Origin of the sequence: Nocardia arseniciresistens (assembly GCF_046764875.1) — a bacterium.
Lineage (GTDB): Bacteria > Actinomycetota > Actinomycetes > Mycobacteriales > Mycobacteriaceae > Nocardia > Nocardia arseniciresistens.
The window spans coordinates 52,177-71,356 of record NZ_JBKORD010000014.1 but is presented as its reverse complement, the minus strand read 5'-3'; the positions used below and the strand labels follow the sequence as shown (position 1 = coordinate 71,356).

Genomic DNA, 19,180 nt, shown 5'->3' with positions numbered 1-19,180 from the left:
GAGGGTCGACGACCGAACACAACCCGCCCGGTGAGGCGGTAGGGTCCGAGGGCAGTCGTCGGCACCTCGGCTTCGGTCACGCGATGAGGGCGTGCTCGAAGCCGAGGTGCCGCGCCTATCTATGCAGCGGCCCTTACTGAGCCGTGAACCCACCGTCGATGGCGAGTGCGGCGCCGGTGATGAAGCTTGCCTCATCACTGAGCAGGTATGCGCAGAACGACGCGATCTCCTCGGGCGTGCTGATCCTGCCGAGGGGATGCAGCGCGGCGATGGCCGCTTCGCCTTCCGGCGTCGCACCCATGGAGTTGCGGAACGCGGGCGTGTCGATCGCACCGGAGGCGATCGCATTCACTCGCACACCCTGGGCCGCCGCCTCCAGCGCCACCGCGCGGGTCAGCCCGACCACGCCGTGCTTGGCCGCCACGTACGGTGCGACCTGACCCATGCCCACCACCCCGAGGTTCGACGCGTTGTTCAGGATCGCGCCGCCGCCGGATGCGGCCAGCGCGGGAACCTGGTGGCGCAGACCGTAGAACACGCTGCTCAGGTTGAGCTCGATATCGGCGCGCCAGCCCGACTCATCGATGTCGGAGATCGGACCGAAGGTGTTGAGCGCGCCCGCGTTGTTGAAGGCTGCATCCAAGCGCCCGAACTCGGCCACTGCGGCCGAGGTCAGCCGGGACACGTCCTCCTCGACGGTGACATCGGTCGGTACGAACAGCGCCCTGCCGCCCGCCGCACGGATCTCGTCGGCGACCTGTTCGCCCGCGTCCTTGCCACGTGCTCCGAGCACCACCGCGGCACCTTCGGCGGCGACACGCAGCGCGACCGCCTTGCCGACACCCGAGCTCGCGCCGGTGATCAGCACGACCTTTTCCGCGAACCGTGTAGACATAGTCTTCAATTCCCTTCTAGTCCTTGCATTTTCCACTTCGGACGAAGTCGTCGGCCGGAACTTCCTCCGGCCGTGCACCTCATCGCTGTACTCAGTCAAGCCGAGGCGCCGTAGCATCACTGGCGGAAAACGGCCGTCACATTTGACGTGTCATATTTGAATGAATGGCACGCGCGTGCCATGAAATGCATAGCACTGGCAACGATTTGGTTACCGACCGGTCGGTGTGCGTTGTCCGAGTTTGCGCGGTGGCTGTGAATCGGTGGTTCTAATGCGTTTCGATGGCGCGGTCAGATCGCTGTGGAGTAGCGGAATCTGTCTTACCGCAGTCGAATCGCCGCGTCCAGGGGGCTGAATCGCGCTCGTGTAACCGCTGTGACCTGGCAAAATCTTGAATTGCCAATGGAAACAAAATTTTTCATATCAATTAGGCATCCGTACTGGCCGGTAGGCAGCTAACCTGTGGGAGCTGTTTGGAAGACGACCGCGGCCACATGGATCTCCTATGTGATGGACGTGGTCACGGTGCGTTGACGGGATAGCGAATGACTACAAGCGTGGGCTTCAGCATCGGTTCAGTGAACTCCGTATCGGCCTCGGTGAGCGTGGAACGCTCTCGGCCGTCGGTGCGCACTCGACGTTCGGCGGTGACGTTCGACAGCGCGGGCGGCATCCGAATTGGCGGGATTCCCCAATTCAGCATGGCGGTAAGCGATTTCGCGGATCTGGCGCGAGATCCGGAGCCGGTGATCGTCGGCGGTCAGCTCTGGTCGTCCGCCAATCTGGTTGCCGCGGTGGTGAACGGCCTGATCGAGGCGGTCGAGCCGATCGCGGGTGCGGTAACGACCTATCCGGCAGTGTATTCCGGCAAACAGGTCTCGTTGCTGCGCCAAGCGATGGACCTTGCCGGAGCGAGGGACGTTGCGCTCGTACCCGAGCCGGTGGCGGCGGCGGAGTGGCTCGAGCGGGAGCACGGCCCGTTGCAGCCGGGCTTCGTGCTGGTCTACGACCTCGGTGGCACCTGTCTCGATGTCACGGTTGTCCGGGTCGGGCCGGACTGGGGAGACCACCCGATGGTCGGAAATCCCATGCGCTCCTACGACTTCGGTGGTCGCCCGCTCGGGTCGATGATCGCGCGCTACGCGCATGGCGTCGCTCCCGGCCGGTCCGGATCGCTCTCGATGACGTCGATCGTCGACATCGACGGGTTACGCACCGAACACATCCGGGACTCTTTCGACGTGGTGCGGGCATGTGTGCGCTCGACCGGTCTCACCCTCTCCGATATCGAACGTGTCCTGCTGGTCGGCGGCGCCGCTCGGCCGGCGGAGGTCGCACGGACACTCGCCGAACTCGGCCGCCCCGTGGTGGTGTCGGCCGACCCCGGTCAAATCGTCGCCACCGGCGCCGCCCACTACGCCGCGCGCACTATGGTCCCCGCCGTCACAGGCAAGCATTTCGTACCGCATCCGACGGTGTTCTCCAGCGCCGCGGTCGCTTCCGCGATCGCAGTGTCGGCGGTGACGGTGTTCGGTGGGCCGATCGATGGCGGACTATCGCCGGTGCTCGACCGATTGCCCGGCATCAATATCCCGGCCGACGCCCTCCTGTACGAACCCAGCGGTGCCGCCGAACTCGACAACCTCTGGAGAGCGGGGGGAGCGGCATTCCAGTCCGTCGCCTACAGCCGTCCCGTATCCGGCCGCGTCATCGAGCCCGCCTCCCGGTCGACTCGATTCGGCCCGACCATTGCCGAATCCGGCTCGCGCTCCCGGTTCCACCAGGAGCCGCGATCCTGCTGCGACACAGCGCAATCCAGATTCGGCACCTATGCCAACCCGGCGCAATTTCTCAACCCGCTGCCCTTCGGCGCCGCATCCGCACTGAACCTCCCTCGGACATACCCTGTTATCCCCCGCATCAGCTTTCCTCCCAACTTTCCCGGCAAGACCCCTGCCCCGGCCCCCGGTACTCCGGCCCCTGGTACTTCGGCCCCTGGTACTTCGGCCCCTGGTACTTCGGCCCCTGGTACTTCGGCCCCCGGTACTCCGGCGGCCCCCGGCACGGGAACCCCGGCCAGCGGAGCTACCGACACCCCATCCCGGGGCGGTACCACCGATACTCCCACTTCCGGTGGTGCATCGGGTGAAACATCCTCCGGCGGTGCGGCTTCCGGCGGCAGCCCCGCCGGTGCGACGCCGGGCGGTGCGACCTCGGACGGCGGGACGTCAGGCGGCGCTTCCCACGGTGGAACCTCGTCCGGCGGCTCCGGCGGCTCCGGTGGTTCGGGTGGTTCGGGTGGTTCGGGTGGTTCGGGTGGTTCGGGTGGTGTGTTCTCTGGCGGCACGTCCGGCGGTTCGGTTGGCGCGTCGACTGGTGACATGTCCGGTGGTTCGGGTGGTGCGTTGTCAGGTGGTGCGTCCGGCGGTTCGGGTGGTGCGTTGTCAGGTGGTGCGTCCGGCGGTTCGGGTGGTGTGTCGACTGGTGACATGTCCGGCGGTTCGGGTGGTGCGTTGTCGGGCGGCTCCGGTGGTGCATCCTCTGGTGGCGCAAGCTCAGGTGGTGCTTCAGCAGGCACGTCACCTGGTGGAATGTCTTCTGGCGGAGCTGCGTTGGGCGGTGCGTCGTCCGGCGGAGCCGCCGCGGGAGGCGCCTTCGGCGGAGGGGCTTCCTCGTCCGGTGCGTCCTCACCCGGAGCTTCGGGCGGGTTCTCCTCGGGTGGCGCCTCCTCCGGCCACTCCGGTGCGGCTGGTGGCTCCGGAGGTTTCGGCGGCGGTGCCCGCGGCCGTTGAGCAGCCCACCACCGGAGCTCGGCACGAACAGCCCGGCTGCGCGTGGAAGTCGGGTGATCGACGATCGGAAGACGGACAACATCGCGCCGTTGCACAATGAGCGGGTGGTTGTAGTCGGGGGACCCCAGCTGATCGCGCTGGATGTGGACGGCACGTTGTTGCGGACGGGATCGCCGGTCACCGAGCGGGTGGCCGATGCGGTGCGGGCAGCCGTCGTGGCGGGCGCGCATGTGGTGGTGACGACCGGGCGGACATTGTTGACAACGCGTCCCGTGCTGGAGCAGATCGGCCTGACCGAAGGGCACGCGCTGTGCTCCAACGGTGCGGTCCACATCGATGTTGCGAGGGGAGAGCCCGTTGCCATCCAAGCGTTCGACCCCGCGCCCGCAGTCGCCGCGTTGCGCGGGCTGTTCCCGGACATGATCTTCGCCGTGGAGAAGGTCGGCATCGGCACCTGGGCGACCGGCATCAGCCCAGGCGAGTTCTCCATCGGTGAATACCTGCTCGTCGACGACGGCGAATTGAGCAGTGAGCCGACACCGCGCCTGAACGGCTGGTGGCCGGAGGGCTCCCTGGAGGAAATGCTGCATCTGCTCAGCTCGCTTCGGGTGCCCGGTGCGAGCTGGGTGCACGGCGAATTCGGTCCGTGGCTTACGGTCTCGCGCCGAGGTGTCTCGAAAGGCTGGGCACTGGAACGCCTGCGCACCGCGCTCGGCATCCCCCTCGAAGCCACCCTCGCCATCGGCGACGGCTACAACGATCGCGAAATGCTGCGCTGGGCCGGACATTCCGTGGCGATGGCGAACGCACCCGAAGAGGTTCGACAACTCGCCGATGAAATCGCCGACGACGTCATAGAAGACGGTGTAGCCCGGATCCTCGAAAGATGGTTCCGGGCCTGACATTCGGCGTGTACCTACCGTTTCCGCACCGTTACGCCAGTGGCCGGTTACGCGGGCCCGGTCTTGGCGAGTACCTCCAGGTAATGCGGGTTGCGCATCACGCCGAGCACATTGCCGAAGGGGTCGACCACCGAGGCGACCGCGAAGCCCTGCGTGAGCTCGCGTATCGGCTGGTACTCCTTCGCGCCCAACTCCATCAGCCGGTCCAGTGCGGCCTGGAGGTCGTCGACGGCCCAGTAGAGCACCTCGCCGCCCGGCTCGACGGGCGCGCCCTCCGGTGCGAACTGGCGGTTGAGGATGCCGAGTTCGTGGTGGTAATCGCCGATCCGGAACTCGTAGTAGGCACCGGGCACTTGGAAGTAGGGCTCGACGCCGAGCAGTTCGGTGTACCAGTCCTTCGCGCCTTCGAAGTCTTCGGCCCAGTAGGTCACGGTTGCCATTCCACGGAACATTTCGGATCTCCTTCGTCGGTGTTCGTCTGCTTGTAGAAACCATCATCCGGCCTAAAGTGCTCACCGAATGAGCACTTTTATTGGCAGAATGAAAAACATGCGAGCGGACAGATTGGTGGCGACCCTGCTGTTGATGCAGGCGCGCGGACGGGTGACGGCGGCGGCGATCGCCGAGGAGCTCGAGGTCTCGGTCGCCACCGCGCGCCGTGACCTGGAAGCGCTTTCGGCTGCGGGGGTTCCGGTGTACCCGCAAGCCGGTCGCGGCGGCGGTTGGTCCTTGATCGGCGGCGCACGCACCGATCTCAGCGGTCTCACCGAACCCGAGGCGCGGGCGCTGTTCCTACTGGCGGGCCCCTCGGCGAGCGCGGTGCCCGAGCTGAAGTCGGCGCTGCGCAAGCTGGTGCGCGCACTGCCGCAGACTTTCCGCACCGATGCGCAGGCGGCGGCCGATGCGGTAGTCATCGACCCCGCGCGCTGGGGTGCGCACGATCCGGCGCGCCCGGCCATGGTCACCGCGTTGCAGCGGGCCGTCGTCGAACGCCGCAAAGTCCGCTTGGACTACGAGCGCAAGGGCGAACGAACGCAGCGGCTCGTCGATCCGTGGGGCCTTGTCGACAAGGACGGTATCTGGTACCTCATCGCGGGCACCGATCGCGGTAAGCGCACCTTCCGTGTCGAGCGCATCGTCGATGCGGTGGTCACCGAGGAAACAGCCCATCGCCCAGCTGATTTCGACCTCGCCGAGGCATGGGGCGAGGTGGTCGGCGAAATGGAGCAGCGCCGCGCGGCCACTTCCGCGACCGCGTTGATCGCGGCGCGCTTGCTGCCCGTGCTGCGTCATCAGCAAGGCAGGCACTGTGAGGTGGACGGCCCGATCGAGGACGGTCGCATCCAGGTCCGTGTCACCGCACCGACGCCTCGCATGATCGCCCAGCAGTTGGCGGGCTGGGGCGCCGAAATAGAAGTGCTCACCCCACAATCGGTGCGCGACGAGTTGGCGGTACTCGGTACCGAACTCGTGGATCGATATAGAACGTGAATCGCCGACCGTCAAATTGAGTCATTCACATCGAATCATCAATTTCGGAATTCCGTGGGAAGCATTGTGTTCAGCTTCATCTCGGCATCGAAAAGAGTTGCGGCAGAACGTTTGAAATCTGAACAGGCGTCCGCTACTTTGAGCTGTTCGGATCATCCTGAGCCGAATAGCAATTCGTAGACGTTCGATTTCATATCGGGGTCGGGGAGAAACGAGAAAGACATGGTCCGTCGGACCTTTGTGAACAAGTTGGTTGCCGCGGCGATGCCGTTGGCTGTCGCGGTCACCGTCGCGGGCGTTGCCGCGGCCGAGCCGGTGCAGGTCGCCCAGGCGCCCGCCCCAGTCGTGCTGCTGGTCGCCGAGCCGGTTGTCGCACCGGTGGCAGCCGGGATCCCACTCGAGGTGATCGCGACCAATCCGGATGCGGTCAACCATGATCCGCTGGCGAACGGCGCCGCGGGCGGTGCCCTGGCCGGAGCCGCGGGCTCAGGAGTCCTCGCGGGTGTCGCGTGCCTGCCGGCTTTCATCGTCGGCGCGATCCCGTGCGCGATCAGCGGTGCGTTGAGCGGTGCGTTGTGGGGCGCTGTAATCGGTCTGCTCGTCGGTGCGCTCGCGCCGGAGATGGTGCCGCAGGTGCTGCCCTGATTCAAGGGTGAATGAACTCTGGGCCGTGTCGGAAGGAAATGTCCGGCACGGCCCAGAGTTGTCGAGGGGCGGTATTCGAGGGGAGGAACGCCGCGGGGGATTCAGTGTGCGGGCTCCTCGGCACGTGCGGACAGGTGATTGTGCAGTGCCCGTACCATTTCGCTGGCGACCACGGCGTATCCGCTGGTTGTGAAATGAATGAGATCGGCGCTCATCAGATCGGGCCGCCGCCGCACCGGATGGTCCCAGAATTCCACCAGGATCGCGTCATAGCGTCCGGCCAATTCGCGAACAATATCATTGAGCGCGGACATCCGGTCCCGCATCGGACGCATCGGCAGCATTCGTTCGACCTCCCACACATCGGCCAGCGTGAAGGTGCAGATCTGCGCGCCGCTGCGGGCCAGCGCGCCGAACAGTGCGTCGAGGTTCGTGCGCAAATCGTCGAGATTGCCGCCCGGTAGGAACAAATCGTTGCCGCCGCAATTGACGTGCACCAGGTCGGGCTCGAAATCCAGGACCTGCCACAACTGCTCGGTGCGCAGCTGTGCGGTGGTCGCACCGATTCGGCCGGTATTCAGATATGCCAGAGCGGGATTCGATGACGAGAGCGTCGCCGCGACGCGGTCGGCCCACCCTGTCCGCGCATAACCGGGGCTCGGATCACCGACGCCCCGCGCTATCGAATCCCCGAGCACCGCGTATCGCTGCCAGGGTGCACCGGCAACCAGACGGTGCGCTTCCTCAGGGGGCAGCACCATCGGATCGTTGGCTTCGGTACGAATATCGTTGTCGGTCACGGTAACTCCCTGAACTCGCTGCGATTGTCGGTAGCGTCCCGAGGGCGAATGCTGTTGTGGGGCATATCCGTTCCTACGATGTGGCAGCAGGGGTGCGACCGGGTATCGCGATGAGCAGTGCCGCCGCGACCCCGATGCCCGCGCAGACTGCGAACACGGTGTGGAACCCGCCGAGTGGATCACCGGGATGTGCCGCGAACACGGCGGCGAGCACCGCGATACCCAGCGCGCCGCCGACCTGTCGCGCGGTCAGGTTCATTCCGATGCCGGCGGCGAACTGTTGCGGTGGAAGGGAACTCGCCGCCGCCGTGCCGAGCACCGTGACGACGATCCCGACGCCGCCGCCACCGAGCACTCCCGCGGGGATCCAGGCCGACCACAGCGCCGGTAGCGAACCGAACGTATCGGTACTCATCCACGCGGTGGACGCGGTGTACATCAGCGCGCCGAGCACACCGACCATGCGGCGGGTCACGGGCGAGGTGATACGACCGGCGACGGTCGCGGTCACCATCGAGGTAACCCCGCCGACGGTCAACGCGCCCGCCGATCCGAGCACCGAGTACTGCCACATCGCGTCCAGGAAAAGCGGTCCCGTCAACAGCCAGGCGAACATGGTCGCACCGAATACGAACGACGACGCGTTGGCCAGCGCGTACGGTCTGCTCTGCCACAGCTGCACGGCAATGGCGGGATTACGGTGGTGGGTCGAGCGGAACAGCGCGGCGATCATCAGCACAGTGCCGCCGATCAGCGCGATCAAGGTGGCCGGTGCGGTCCAACCCCACCGTTGTCCCTCGGTGACGCCTGCGACAAGGCCGCCGAGCCCGAGTGCGAGGGCGATGGTGCCGAGCGGGTCGGGCATGGCGCTGCCCGGCTGCCGTGTGTCGGGCACCGGAATGCGCAGACCGGGCACCATGAGCAAGATCGCGACCGGAATGTTGATCATGAATACCGAGCGCCAGCCGAAGGCCTCGACCAGCGCACCGCCGATCGCGGGACCGACAACCGCGGCGAATCCGCCTGCGGCAGACCAGGCCCCGATCGCCGCGCCGATCCGTTCGCGCGGGGTGACGCTGAGTACGAGTCCGAGCGCGGACGGCACCATGAGTGCCGCCGTCGCGCCCTGCAATAGGCGACCGGCGATCAGCCAGTTCGCGCTCGGCGCGAGTCCGCACAGCAGTGAGGTCAGTGCGAACCCGGCCATCGCGATCAAGAAGAGCTTGCGCCTGCCGAGAGTGTCCGCGAACCGTCCCGCCGGGGTGAGCAGGGCGGCGAATGCGACAGCGTAGCCGCTGACGATCCAGGTCAACGTGGTGGTCGGGACGCTGGGGAAGTCGCGGGCGATGGAGGGGAAGGCGATGTTGACGACGGAGAGGTCGAGGAAGGCGATGAACGCCGCGCCGCAGGCGATCAGGAGGGTGCGTGCGGCGGCGTTCGTTGTCGGCGGATTTTCGATCCGCGCGGAGACTTCGGTCATGGGGCGATCCTTCAGCGGGAGGTGCAAACAAAGAGTACGATCGTTCGTGTAATTAACGTACGACCGTGCGTCCGCATTTGCAACCCGAGGTGGAACAATGGACCCCATGGCCGAGTCGACAACCTCTCCCGCGCCGCAGCCCGGAAGCGAGCCGCAGCCCGGAACCGATCAGCGCCTGGCCAAAGGCGCGCGGGCCAGGGCATCGATCGCCAGGCATGCCGCGGACGTTGCCTCGGTGGAAGGGTTGACCGGAGTCAGTATCGGCAGGCTCGCCACCGATCTCGGCCTGAGTAAAAGCGGTATCGCGACCCTGTTCGGCACCAAAGAGGCACTACAGGTCGCCGCCGTGAAGTCCGCTCGCGAGGCGTTCATCGAGCGGGTCATCGCGCCGAGCATGGCGCAGCCGCGGGGCCACGATCGCCTGCGTGTCTTGATCGACCGGTGGTTCGATCACATCACCGACCCGACTTTCCCCGGCGGTTGCTTCCGTGTCGCGACCATCTCCGAATTCGACAGCAAGCCGGGCCCCGTCCGCGACGCCATCATCGAGGACCGCCGAGACTGGCTCGCGTTCCTGGCCACGGAGATTCGGCGAGCCCAAGAGCAGGGTTGCCTCGGTGAACGCAATGCCGATGTCGTCGCCTTCGAGATCGAGGCGGTAGTAAGCGCCGCCAACACCGCCCAGCAGATGGGCGACGGCTGGGGCGTCGCGACGGCACGAGCCATCGTCGACGGCCTGCTGGGAGAGGCCCCGGCCCGCGGGTAAGGAGTTGGTCGCCCGCTCGCAGCACTACGAGGTGGCCGAATGCGGCGAGGTAGGGCTGTAGATCGGTGACCGGCTCGCCGTCCTTGCGCACGGTGAGCGTCACCAGGCGACCGCGAGATCCGCCCCGAGCGTGATCGTCCGTCCCAGGGCGCTCGGCGCGATATCGGTGAATATCGACGTTGGCCTGGGCTCGGGCGGCAAGGCTCGGGCCGAGAGGGCTCAGGCCGAGAGGGTCAGCGTGGCAGCGAGTGCCGCGTCGTAGCGGTTCCACACGATGTCGGCCAGGGCAGGGTGCGAGCCGATGACCCTGGCGTGCGTGAGACCGGGTGCACCTGCCGCCAGCCGGTCGGTGAGCAGGCCGGGGGCCAGGAACCAGGGTGCTACCAGGATGCGACCGGCGCCACGCGCCCGCAGCCGCGAAACAGCTTCGGTGACACTGGGTTCGGTTGTGGCGAAGCAGATTTCGGTCCGCCATCCGGTAGCCGCGGCAAGCTGTCGTGCCACCCATCCCGTCCGCGAATTCGCCGCCTCCGACGACGACCCCACCGCCGCCACCGCAATTCCGATCGGCTCCGTGCCCCCGAGTGGCACACCATCGTGAGCGTCTCTCGCGATGCGCCGTAGCCGAGCGCCACTCGCCGACCGTTCATCGCCTGAGGCGAGAGCCTCCAGTGCTCGGTCGCGGAGCGCGGCGATGAGGCGGTGGTCGGGGGCCAGTACGTCGGCTTGGGTCAGGTGCAGGTGGGGGTGGCGGGTGCGGGCGGTGGCCAGGAGGGCCGGCAGGTCGATTCGGGCGTGGAAGGCGCTGCCGAGCAGCAGGGGAACCACGACCGCGTGTGTGTGTCCCTGTGCGGCAATGGCATCGACTACCTGCTCGACAGAGGGTGCGCTCAGGTCGAGGAAGGCCAGCCGCACATCGAGATCCGGGCGAGCGGCGGAGATCAGCGCAACGACATCGGACATCGTCGCGGCCGAGCGCGGGTCGCGGCTACCGTGGGCGACGGCGATCAGTGCGGGCCGCACCGCTGCTGTCTTCCGGACCGCCGCCGGAGTGGGCGCGGTTGCGGTTGACGAGAATATCCGGCCTGCCGAGGTCGGTGCCGGTGCGACTGTGGGCATCCGGGTCCGCGCCGGCGCGGCGGCGAAAAGTGCTGGCGCGGACCGCATATCAGACTGCGCTTCCGACCTCGACGGCCGAAAGCACGTCGCCGACCAGACCGGCGGCCAGAGTGTTGCCGCCCGCGGGGTCGATGAGCAGGAAGCTACCGGTGTGCCGGTTCACCAGGTAATCGTCGGCCGCGATGGGCTCTGCGACGCGCACCGAGATACGGCCGATGTCGTTGAGCTCCAGCGACTCCGGGTCCGGGGCCGCGATCAGGCGCTGCTCGTCGAAGCGCTCGAGCAGGGCGCCGACGATGGCTTGTGTGGTGCGGGTGCCGTGCTTGAGCAGCAACCGGGCGCCTGCGTGCAGCGGTTTGTCGCCCAACCAGCACACGGTCGCATCGAAGGCGTCGATCGGCTCGGGGGCATCGGCGACCGACGCGATGACGTCACCGCGGGAGATGTCCACGTTATCGGCGAGGATCAGCGTCACGCTGCGCCCGGTCTGTGCCACCGCGAGCTCACCGTCGGGGGTGTCGACCCGCTCGACCGTGGAGCGGATACCCGAAGGCAGCACCACGATTTCGTCGCCGGGAGAGACCGAGCCCGCCGCGATCTGGCCCGCGTAGCCGCGGTAGTCGGGGTACTCGGCGGTGCGCGGCCGGATCACGTACTGCACGGGGAAACGCAAACCGAGCGAATGCGCGCCCGAGCTGTCGGCATCCACCGGAACCGATTCCAGGTGCTCGATCAGCGAAGGCCCGTCGTAGTACGGGGTGTTCGCCGAGCGGGTGGCGACATTGTCGCCGTTCAGCGCGGACACCGGAATCTCCTGCACGTCCTCGCTCGGCCACCCGAGTGTGCTGGTGAGCTGGTTGAACTCGGCGGAGATCTCGGCGAAGACGGTCGCGGCGTCGTCGACGAGGTCGATCTTGTTCACCGCGAGCACCAGCTTGGGCACCCCGAGCAGCGCGAGCACCGCGGCGTGGCGGCGGGTCTGCTCGATGACGCCCTTGCGGGCATCCACGAGCAGGATCACCAGTTGCGCGGTGGACGCACCGGACACCGTATTGCGGGTGTACTGCACGTGCCCTGGAGTGTCCGCGAGCACGAAAGACCGCCGCGGCGTAGCGAAGTAGCGGTAGGCGACATCGATGGTGATGCCCTGCTCACGTTCCGCACGCAACCCGTCCACGAGCAGCGAAAGATCCGGGGTGGACAGACCCTTGTCCACCGACGCGCGGGTGACGGCGTCGATCTGATCGGCGAGCACGGACTTCGTGTCGTAGAGCAGGCGTCCGACCAAGGTGGACTTGCCGTCGTCGACAGAACCGGCGGTGGCCAGCCTCAATAGGTCGGACATATCAGAAATAACCCTCTCGCTTGCGGTCTTCCATCGCGGCTTCCGAGACCCGGTCGTCACCACGTGTCGCACCGCGTTCGGTCAGTCGGGAGGCGGCCACCTCGGCGAGGATCGCCGCGTTGTCGGCTGCCTCGGAAAGAATTGCGCCGGTGCTGGAGCCGTCACCGACGGTGCGGTAGCGCACCGAACGGGTCTCCAGCGACTCGCCGTCGCGCGGGCCGCCCCACACGCCGGGTGTCATCCACATGCCGTCGCGCTGGTACACCGGGCGTTCGTGGGTGTAGTAGATGCTCGCGAGGTCGATATCCTCGCGCGCGATGTAGCGCCAGATGTCGAGCTCGGTCCAGTTGCTCAGCGGGAACACCCGCACATGCTCGCCGGGCGCGTGCCGCCCGTTGTACAGGTTCCACAGCTCGGGGCGCTGCCGCTTGGGGTCCCACTGTCCGAAAGCGTTGCGCAGCGAGAAGATTCGCTCCTTGGCGCGGGAGCGCTCCTCATCGCGGCGGCCGCCGCCGAATACCGCGTCGAAGCGGTGCTCGGCGATGCCGTCGAGCAGCGGGACGGTCTGTAGTGGGTTGCGGATACCGTCGGGGCGTTCGGCCAGCCGTCCGTCGGCGAGGTAGTCCTCGACCTTCGCGACATGCAACCGCAGGCCGTACTTCTCGACGATCTTGTCGCGGAACTCCAGCACCTCCGGCAGGTTGTGCCCGGTGTCGACGTGCAGCAGCGCGAACGGCAGCGGTGCGGGCCAGAAGGCCTTCAGCGCCAGATGCAGCAGCACCGTCGAGTCCTTGCCGCCGGAGAAGAGGATCACCGGCCGCTCGAATTCGCCTGCCACCTCACGGAAGATGTGGATCGATTCGGATTCGAGCGCCGCGAGGGTGTCGAATTCGGTGATCCCGAGTGCCCGTTCGGCGGTGTTCGATGATTCGTTCACAAATTCACCCACGATGGTTTCGGTCATGACTGATGCAACCCGCATTCGGTCTTGGCGAGGCCGGCCCAGCGGCCGCTTCGCGGATCGGAACCCGGCTCCGGCTTCCGTGTGCACGGAGCGCAGCCGATGGACGGATATCCCTCTTCCACCAGGGGATTGACGAGGATGCCGTGCTGTTCGATGTAGGCATGCATCTCCTCGTCGGACCAGGCGGCGATCGGATTGATCTTCACAAGGCCGAACGCCTCGTCGAACGAGATGAGCGGCGCGTTGGCCCGAGTCGGTGATTCCACCCTGCGGATACCGGTGACCCAGGCGTTGTAGCCGCCGAGCGAACGCTTCAATGGGACAACCTTGCGCAGGCGGCAGCATTCGGCCGCGTCGCGCGCGAAGAGATCCTTGCCGAGCAGCTGATCCTGTTCGCTCACCGAATGCTCGGGCCGCACATTGATCACGTTCACGCCGTAGACGGCCTCGACCGCGTCACGGGTGCCGATGGTTTCGGCGAAGTGGTAACCGGTATCGAGGAACAGCACGTCCACACCCGAACGAACCTGTGCGGCAAGGTGAACCAGCGCACCATCCTGCATATTCGAGGCGACGATATAGCCCGCACGATCGCCCTGGGCGCCGCTGGACCCGGTGCCGAAGTTGTCCTCGGTCCACCGCAGCAGCTCCGCGGCAGCAGCGCCGTCGAGCTCCGCGGCCCCGCGCTCGGCGATCGCGCGCAGGTCGTCCTCGGACAGCTTGTCGACCAACTGTGTTGTCATATCAGATCTCCCGTACCGATCCGTCGCTCATCACTTGAGGTCGGCCTCGTCGGCGCGAACCGCCCATACCGCGAACCGTTCGCCGTCCGCGCGGTGCTTGATGAAATTGCGCACGACCCGCTCGATGTAGTCACCGAGTTCGACGCTGGTCACCTTGTGCTGGCGCAACTTACGACCGAACGCACTGTCGAATCCGAGGCTGCCACCGAGGTGAACCTGGAAACCCTCGACGTGATTCCCGCTGCCGTCATCGATGAGCTGACCCTTGAACCCGATGTCGGCGATCTGCGAGCGCGCGCACGAGTTCGGGCAGCCGTTGATGTTGATGGTCACCGGAACGTCGAGCTGCGCATTGAGATCGGCGAGCCGCTCTTCGAGCTCGGGTACCAGCACCTGGGACCGCTTGCGGGTCTCGGCGAAGGAAAGCTTGCAGAACTCGATACCGGAGCACGCCATCAGGTTTCGCCGCCACAGCGACGGACGGGCTTGCAGGCCGATCGGTGCCAGCTCATCGATGAGCTCGTCGACCTTGTCGTCGGCGACATCGAGCACGATCAGTTTCTGGTACGGGGTGAACCGGACACGATCCGAGCCGACCTTGGCAGCCGCCTCGGCGACCTGGGTCAGGATGGTGCCGGACACCCGGCCCGCGATGGGGGAGAAGCCGACCGCGTTGAGCCCGTTGCGCAGCTTCTGCACACCGACGTGGTCGATCGGCGTGGTCGGCTGCTCCGGCGCCGGACCGTCGATCAGCTTGCGCTTCAGATACTCGTCCTCGAGCACCTGGCGGAACTTCTCGATGCCCCAGTCCTTGATCAGGAACTTCAGCCTGGCCTTGGTGCGCAGGCGACGGTAGCCGTAGTCGCGGTACAGCGAGACAACCGCTTCCCACACATCCGGCACCTCGTCGAGCGGCACCCATGCGCCGACGCGCTGGGCAAGCATCGGGTTCGTCGAGAGACCGCCGCCGACCCACAGGTCGAGGCCGGGGCCGTGCTCGGGATGGTGCACGCCGACGAAGGCGACGTCGTTGATCTCGTGCACCACATCCTGCTGGCCCGAGATCGCGGTCTTGAACTTGCGCGGCAGGTTGGAGTACTCGGGCTTGCCGATGTAGCGGCGCACGATCTCGTCGATCGCGGAGGTCGGGTCGATGATCTCGTCCAGCGACTCACCGGCCAGCGGCGAACCGAGCACCACGCGCGGGCAGTCCCCGCACGCCTCGGTGGTCTTCAGCCCGACTGCCTCGATCCGCTTCCAGATCTCCGGGACGTTCTCGACCTCGATCCAGTGGTACTGGACGTTCTCGCGGTCGGACAGATCGGCGGTGTCGCGGCCGAACTCGGTGGAGATCTGGCCGAGCGTGCGCAACTGATCGACGGTGAGCGCACCGCCGTCGCAGCGGATGCGCATCATGAAGTACTTGGCCTCGAGAATGTCGATGTTCTCGTCGCCGGTCCAGCTGCCGTCATAACCCTGTTCGCGCTGGGTGTAGAGACCCCACCAGCGGAACCGGCCACGCAGATCGCCCTTGTCGATGCTGTCGAAGCCCTGCTTCGAGTAGATGTTCTCGATCCGGGCCCGGACGTTGAGTGGGTTGTCGTCTTTCTTGGACTGCTCGTTCGGGTTCAGCGGCTCGCGATAGCCGAGGGCCCACTGGCCCTCGGCCTTGCGGCGGACGGGCTTACCGGTGCGGGCGCGCGGCGCGGCTGCGGCCGCCTCGGTGCGGGGACGGTCGGGTCGGACGCGTCGCTCGGAGGCAGGACGGTCGGGGCGGGTGTGATGCCCGGGCCTGGATTCGGGCGAAGGCTGATCGGTCGGACCGGCGTCGGTGCTCGACGTCATGGGGTCGCTCCTGCGGGGTGAGTGAACATCCGTGCTGAAGACATGAGGGGCTGACTCACGCCTGTGGTGTCAGCGGGCCGATGTCATCGAAATCGGAAGATCGCCGGGGAGACCCGGGAATGCGCGCCGCTGAACTACCGGGGACAGCCGGGCAGACAGCACGCACTACAGACGCGCTTGAAGTCGACGTGGCGACGTGCCACAAGTCGTACTCCGAGTCCGCGCATGAGCCCATTGTGCCACGTCAGAATGGGCGTTCCGACCGCGTGGTCATATTTCCCGCAAAATTGAGGGAAATTCCCTGGATCGACCGTGGCAACTGTGATGGCTGTCATAGTTCGCGTTGCGAATGTAGGCGGTGATGCGCCCTATTCGCTTGCTGTGAACCGGCACACAGGTCTTGATCTGAACCTGACTCGGCTGCTCACCGCCAACCAGAACATCGCCACGACTCCTGACATCCGGGGTAACGGGCGGCCACCGAGTGGTGGTCGGGCTGCCCGGGGGCGGGTGGCCGGTGGACGGCGTTCACACTGGTGGGGTGAGTTCAGCTGCTGCCGTGACCGACGCCGAGACCTCTGACCTCGTGCTGCGCGATTTCGGGGGCGGGGCGTTCGGGATCTATGTGCACGTGCCGTTCTGTGCGACGCGGTGCGGGTATTGCGATTTCAATACCTATACGGCGGGGGAGTTGGGTACTTCGGCGTCGCCGGAGTCCTGGCTCGACGCGTTGCGGGGTGAGCTGGCTACGGCAGTCGAGCAGTTTGCTGCGTTACCGACAGCGACTCCGGATGTGGCCACGATATTTGTCGGCGGCGGGACGCCCTCGCTGCTCGGTGGCGATGGGCTTGCCGCTGTACTCGACGCGGTGCGTGCGAACTTCACACTCGCTCCCGATGCCGAGGTGACCACCGAGTCGAATCCGGAGTCGACCTCGCCCGAGTTCTTCGAGCGGATCCGCGCGGCCGGGTTCACTCGGGTGTCTTTGGGCATGCAGTCGGCGGCACCGCATGTGTTGAAGGTGTTGGACCGCACGCACACTCCTGGCCGAGCCGTCGCCGCTGCCGGGGAGGCGCGCGCGGCGGGGTTCGAGCATGTGAATCTGGACCTGATCTACGGCACCCCCGGCGAGCGCGACGGCGATCTGGACGCCAGCCTCGACGCGGTGCTCGCCGCGGGTGTCGACCACGTCTCGGCGTATTCGCTCATCGTCGAGGACGGCACCGCCCTCGCTCGGCGGGTGCGCCGCGGTGAACTGCCCGCCCCCGACGACGATGTGCTCGCGGCCCGCTACGAACGTATCGACGCGCGACTGAGCGCGGCCGGGCTCACCTGGTATGAGGTATCCAACTGGGCCGCAAGCGATTCCGCACGTTGTCGGCACAACCTCGGCTACTGGGACGGCGGCGACTGGCTCGGTGCGGGGCCGGGCGCGCACAGTCACGTCGGCGGCGTGCGTTGGTGGAACGTCAAACACCCCGCCCGCTACGCCGACCACGTCGCCCGCGGTGGCCTCCCCGCCGCAGGTTGGGAAAACTTGACTCCCGGCGAACAACACACCGAACGAGTCATGCTCACGGTCCGCCTCCGCACCGGCCTCCCCCTGAACGAACTTGCCCACACCGAAACCGCGACCGTCGACCGGATCATCGCCGATGGACTGGCAACCCGTACGGACGATCGACTCATCCTCACCAACCGTGGCCGACTGCTGGCCGACGGCGTCGTGCGGGACCTGTTGAGCTGAAGCAATTTTCGCCGGACAGCGCCGTCCTGCAATCGAGCCTGCGAGGCTCTGTAGACATCGCTTTCGTGCGCCGACAAGCGCGTCCGCGCGCAGTGGACAGCGGTCGTGGCACGCCCTATGGTGGCCCCGGTCGAGGGCGGGGCACATTCGATGGAACCGAACGGCGTCGAGTTGCGTCGAATCCCATGACTGAAGGTTGAGAGATCCCGTGGCGCCCGCGAGGCCGCCGCGCGAGAGGGAGGCAACTATGTCCGGTGTCGATTCCGGCCAGACAGCGATCGACCGGTGCGAATCCGGGGCGGTGCGGCGATGACCAGTCCGGCGGACGCCATATCGATCGATCCGGATGAAGTGCGCAGCCACGCCGACAAGGTCAAGACGCTGCTGGAAAGTATGAACAAGGCGCTGGAAGCCGCGAGCTACATCGGTGCCGCCGATGACGGTTTCGGCGAAATACCGCGCCCCTTCGTCAAGATGGTGATCGACGACAACCAGCAGAACGCGGTCAAGGCCATCAGCAAGCTGGCAGGCGAGGTCGCCGAATTGCCGAACAAGCTCGCCACCGTCGCCAGCACGGTGGAGGAATACGACAAGGCGTTCAAGAAGGATCTCGACGAGTTGCGCGAAACAATCGGCGAAAAGGGCGGCAAGTGACCGAGGTCGGCAAATGGATCAATGAGAACACGCCGGGATTCGACGACCAGGCGGCCCCGGAGAACAACAAGCTCATCGAAAGCGGTACCGACTACCGCGACGAGTATTTCAACGAAACGCTCTTTCCGTTTCACAATATCGGCCTGAAAAAGGATGGAAAAGGGGTCCTCGAGGTCCTCGGAGGCACCGTCGCGGGCGATGCCTGGACGGCGTACTCGGATCTGCGGTCGGCGAATATCGCGGACGCGATATTCGGCGGCATCGGGGTCGGCCTCGATATCGAGGAGGCCGTCACCGACCCGTTCGGCTTCGTCGGATCGCAGATCGCCGGGTGGATGCTCGAACATCTCGATGTGTACCGCAAGACCCTCGACGCGTTGGCGGGCAGCCCCGACATGGTCGGGGCGTACGCGAAAACGTGGACCAACATCGCAACCGAACTGGTCAAGGTCAGCACCGAGTGGAAGACCGGCGTGGAGCAGGACATCTCCACGTGGACCGGTGCCAGCGGAGACGCCTACCGCGCCAAGGCCACCGATCTCATCGATCACACGAGCGCGGCGGGTGGGGTCGCCGCGGCCATGGGCGAGACCATGACCAAGACGGCCACCATCGTCAAAGCGGTCCGCACGCTGGTCGGCGACATCGTCGCCAGCCTGGTCGGCGCGCTGATCGCGTACACCATCGAACTCGCCTGCACCCTCGGCGCCGCGACTCCGGCCGTGATCGCTCAGGTAATGGGCCGATTCGCCAGGGACGGGTTCAAGATCGCGACTCTGCTCGCCAAGATGGGTGATGCCTTCAAAGACTTGTCAGGATTCGCCAAGGTGATCGGCGACGCCATCGTGAAGCTTCTGACGCCCAGTGAGAACGAGCAGCCTGCCCCGGCGTGATGGACTCGTGCCGCCCCGGAGTGACCGCGTGGGTTTCGGCATCGATCAGGGAGAGGTGGCGGCGATGTCGGACCCATCAAATGATCGTGCGGTGATCGG

Annotated in this window: 18 protein-coding genes; 8 read left to right on the top strand and 10 right to left on the bottom strand. The window is 66.3% G+C overall.

Annotation, left to right across the window (positions count from 1 at the left end; genetic code table 11):
* Positions 1 to 133: 133 nt before the first annotated feature.
* Entirely contained in the window at positions 134 to 895 is a 762-nt protein-coding gene (locus tag ACLMAJ_RS25070) for an SDR family NAD(P)-dependent oxidoreductase (RefSeq protein ID WP_412016274.1), read from the bottom strand.
* Between the two features lie 578 nt (positions 896 to 1,473).
* On the opposite strand from ACLMAJ_RS25070, the gene ACLMAJ_RS25065 reads away from it, so the two are divergent.
* Positions 1,474 to 3,687 carry an Hsp70 family protein gene (locus tag ACLMAJ_RS25065; RefSeq protein ID WP_412016273.1) on the top strand — a complete coding sequence of 738 codons (2,214 nt, stop codon included), beginning with the start codon at positions 1,474 to 1,476 and terminating at the stop codon, positions 3,685 to 3,687.
* Positions 3,688 to 3,740: 53 nt separating this feature from the next.
* Positions 3,741 to 4,589 (top strand): HAD hydrolase family protein, encoded by an 849-nt coding sequence (locus ACLMAJ_RS25060; RefSeq protein ID WP_412016272.1) that lies wholly within the window; start codon positions 3,741 to 3,743, stop codon positions 4,587 to 4,589.
* A gap of 47 nt (positions 4,590 to 4,636) precedes the next feature.
* On the opposite strand, the gene ACLMAJ_RS25055 is transcribed toward ACLMAJ_RS25060, so the two are convergent.
* The gene (locus ACLMAJ_RS25055) at positions 4,637 to 5,041 is read right to left on the bottom strand and encodes a VOC family protein (protein ID WP_412016271.1); all 405 of its coding nucleotides are present in this window, start codon (positions 5,039 to 5,041) and stop codon (positions 4,637 to 4,639) included.
* 97 nt (positions 5,042 to 5,138) lie between these two features.
* Between ACLMAJ_RS25055 and ACLMAJ_RS25050 the strand changes: the two genes are divergently transcribed.
* Positions 5,139 to 6,080, top strand: a complete 942-nt coding sequence (locus ACLMAJ_RS25050; protein WP_412016270.1) for a helix-turn-helix transcriptional regulator — start codon at positions 5,139 to 5,141, stop codon at positions 6,078 to 6,080.
* Between the two features lie 222 nt (positions 6,081 to 6,302).
* Positions 6,303 to 6,725 (top strand): hypothetical protein, encoded by a 423-nt coding sequence (locus tag ACLMAJ_RS25045; RefSeq protein WP_412016269.1) that lies wholly within the window; start codon positions 6,303 to 6,305, stop codon positions 6,723 to 6,725.
* 101 nt (positions 6,726 to 6,826) lie between these two features.
* Here the strand turns inward: ACLMAJ_RS25045 and ACLMAJ_RS25040 are convergent, their stop codons facing one another.
* Both ACLMAJ_RS25040 and ACLMAJ_RS25035 read right to left on the bottom strand, forming a co-directional pair.
* Positions 6,827 to 7,525 carry an SGNH/GDSL hydrolase family protein gene (locus tag ACLMAJ_RS25040; RefSeq protein ID WP_412016268.1) on the bottom strand — a complete coding sequence of 233 codons (699 nt, stop codon included), beginning with the start codon at positions 7,523 to 7,525 and terminating at the stop codon, positions 6,827 to 6,829.
* Between the two features lie 73 nt (positions 7,526 to 7,598).
* A complete protein-coding gene (locus ACLMAJ_RS25035; RefSeq protein WP_412016267.1) occupies positions 7,599 to 9,005 on the bottom strand; it encodes an MFS transporter in 1,407 nt (468 codons plus the stop codon).
* Positions 9,006 to 9,111: 106 nt separating this feature from the next.
* On the opposite strand from ACLMAJ_RS25035, the gene ACLMAJ_RS25030 reads away from it, so the two are divergent.
* Positions 9,112 to 9,771 (top strand): TetR/AcrR family transcriptional regulator, encoded by a 660-nt coding sequence (locus ACLMAJ_RS25030; protein WP_412016266.1) that lies wholly within the window; start codon positions 9,112 to 9,114, stop codon positions 9,769 to 9,771.
* Between the two features lie 219 nt (positions 9,772 to 9,990).
* On the opposite strand, the gene ACLMAJ_RS25025 is transcribed toward ACLMAJ_RS25030, so the two are convergent.
* The 6 genes from ACLMAJ_RS25025 to ACLMAJ_RS25000 all read right to left on the bottom strand — a co-directional run bounded on the left by ACLMAJ_RS25025 (position 9,991) and on the right by ACLMAJ_RS25000 (position 16,014).
* Positions 9,991 to 10,734, bottom strand: a complete 744-nt coding sequence (locus ACLMAJ_RS25025; protein WP_412016435.1) for a sirohydrochlorin chelatase — start codon at positions 10,732 to 10,734, stop codon at positions 9,991 to 9,993.
* A 205-nt stretch (positions 10,735 to 10,939) separates the two neighbouring features.
* The gene (locus ACLMAJ_RS25020; RefSeq protein WP_412016265.1) at positions 10,940 to 12,235 is read right to left on the bottom strand and encodes a sulfate adenylyltransferase subunit 1; all 1,296 of its coding nucleotides are present in this window, start codon (positions 12,233 to 12,235) and stop codon (positions 10,940 to 10,942) included.
* Between the two features lies 1 nt (position 12,236).
* On the bottom strand, positions 12,237 to 13,217 hold the full coding sequence (gene cysD / locus ACLMAJ_RS25015; RefSeq protein WP_412016264.1) for a sulfate adenylyltransferase subunit CysD: 981 nt from the start codon (positions 13,215 to 13,217) through the stop codon (positions 12,237 to 12,239).
* Positions 13,196 to 13,942: a phosphoadenylyl-sulfate reductase gene (locus ACLMAJ_RS25010; protein ID WP_412016263.1), complete on the bottom strand. Its 747-nt coding sequence runs from the start codon at positions 13,940 to 13,942 to the stop codon at positions 13,196 to 13,198. Before ACLMAJ_RS25010 ends, cysD begins: the two co-directional genes overlap by 22 nt.
* A gap of 30 nt (positions 13,943 to 13,972) precedes the next feature.
* A complete protein-coding gene (locus tag ACLMAJ_RS25005; RefSeq protein WP_412016262.1) occupies positions 13,973 to 15,787 on the bottom strand; it encodes a nitrite/sulfite reductase in 1,815 nt (604 codons plus the stop codon).
* A gap of 134 nt (positions 15,788 to 15,921) precedes the next feature.
* Positions 15,922 to 16,014: an Ms4527A family Cys-rich leader peptide gene (locus ACLMAJ_RS25000; RefSeq protein WP_412016261.1), complete on the bottom strand. Its 93-nt coding sequence runs from the start codon at positions 16,012 to 16,014 to the stop codon at positions 15,922 to 15,924.
* Between the two features lie 359 nt (positions 16,015 to 16,373).
* On the opposite strand from ACLMAJ_RS25000, the gene hemW reads away from it, so the two are divergent.
* From hemW to ACLMAJ_RS24985, 3 genes are all read left to right on the top strand, one after another.
* The gene (gene hemW / locus ACLMAJ_RS24995) at positions 16,374 to 17,534 is read left to right on the top strand and encodes a radical SAM family heme chaperone HemW (RefSeq protein WP_412016434.1); all 1,161 of its coding nucleotides are present in this window, start codon (positions 16,374 to 16,376) and stop codon (positions 17,532 to 17,534) included.
* A 309-nt stretch (positions 17,535 to 17,843) separates the two neighbouring features.
* Entirely contained in the window at positions 17,844 to 18,188 is a 345-nt protein-coding gene (locus tag ACLMAJ_RS24990) for a type VII secretion target (protein ID WP_412016260.1), read from the top strand.
* Entirely contained in the window at positions 18,185 to 19,081 is an 897-nt protein-coding gene (locus ACLMAJ_RS24985) for a hypothetical protein (protein WP_412016259.1), read from the top strand. The genes ACLMAJ_RS24990 and ACLMAJ_RS24985 overlap by 4 nt, the downstream gene beginning before the upstream one ends.
* Positions 19,082 to 19,180 lie beyond the last annotated feature (99 nt).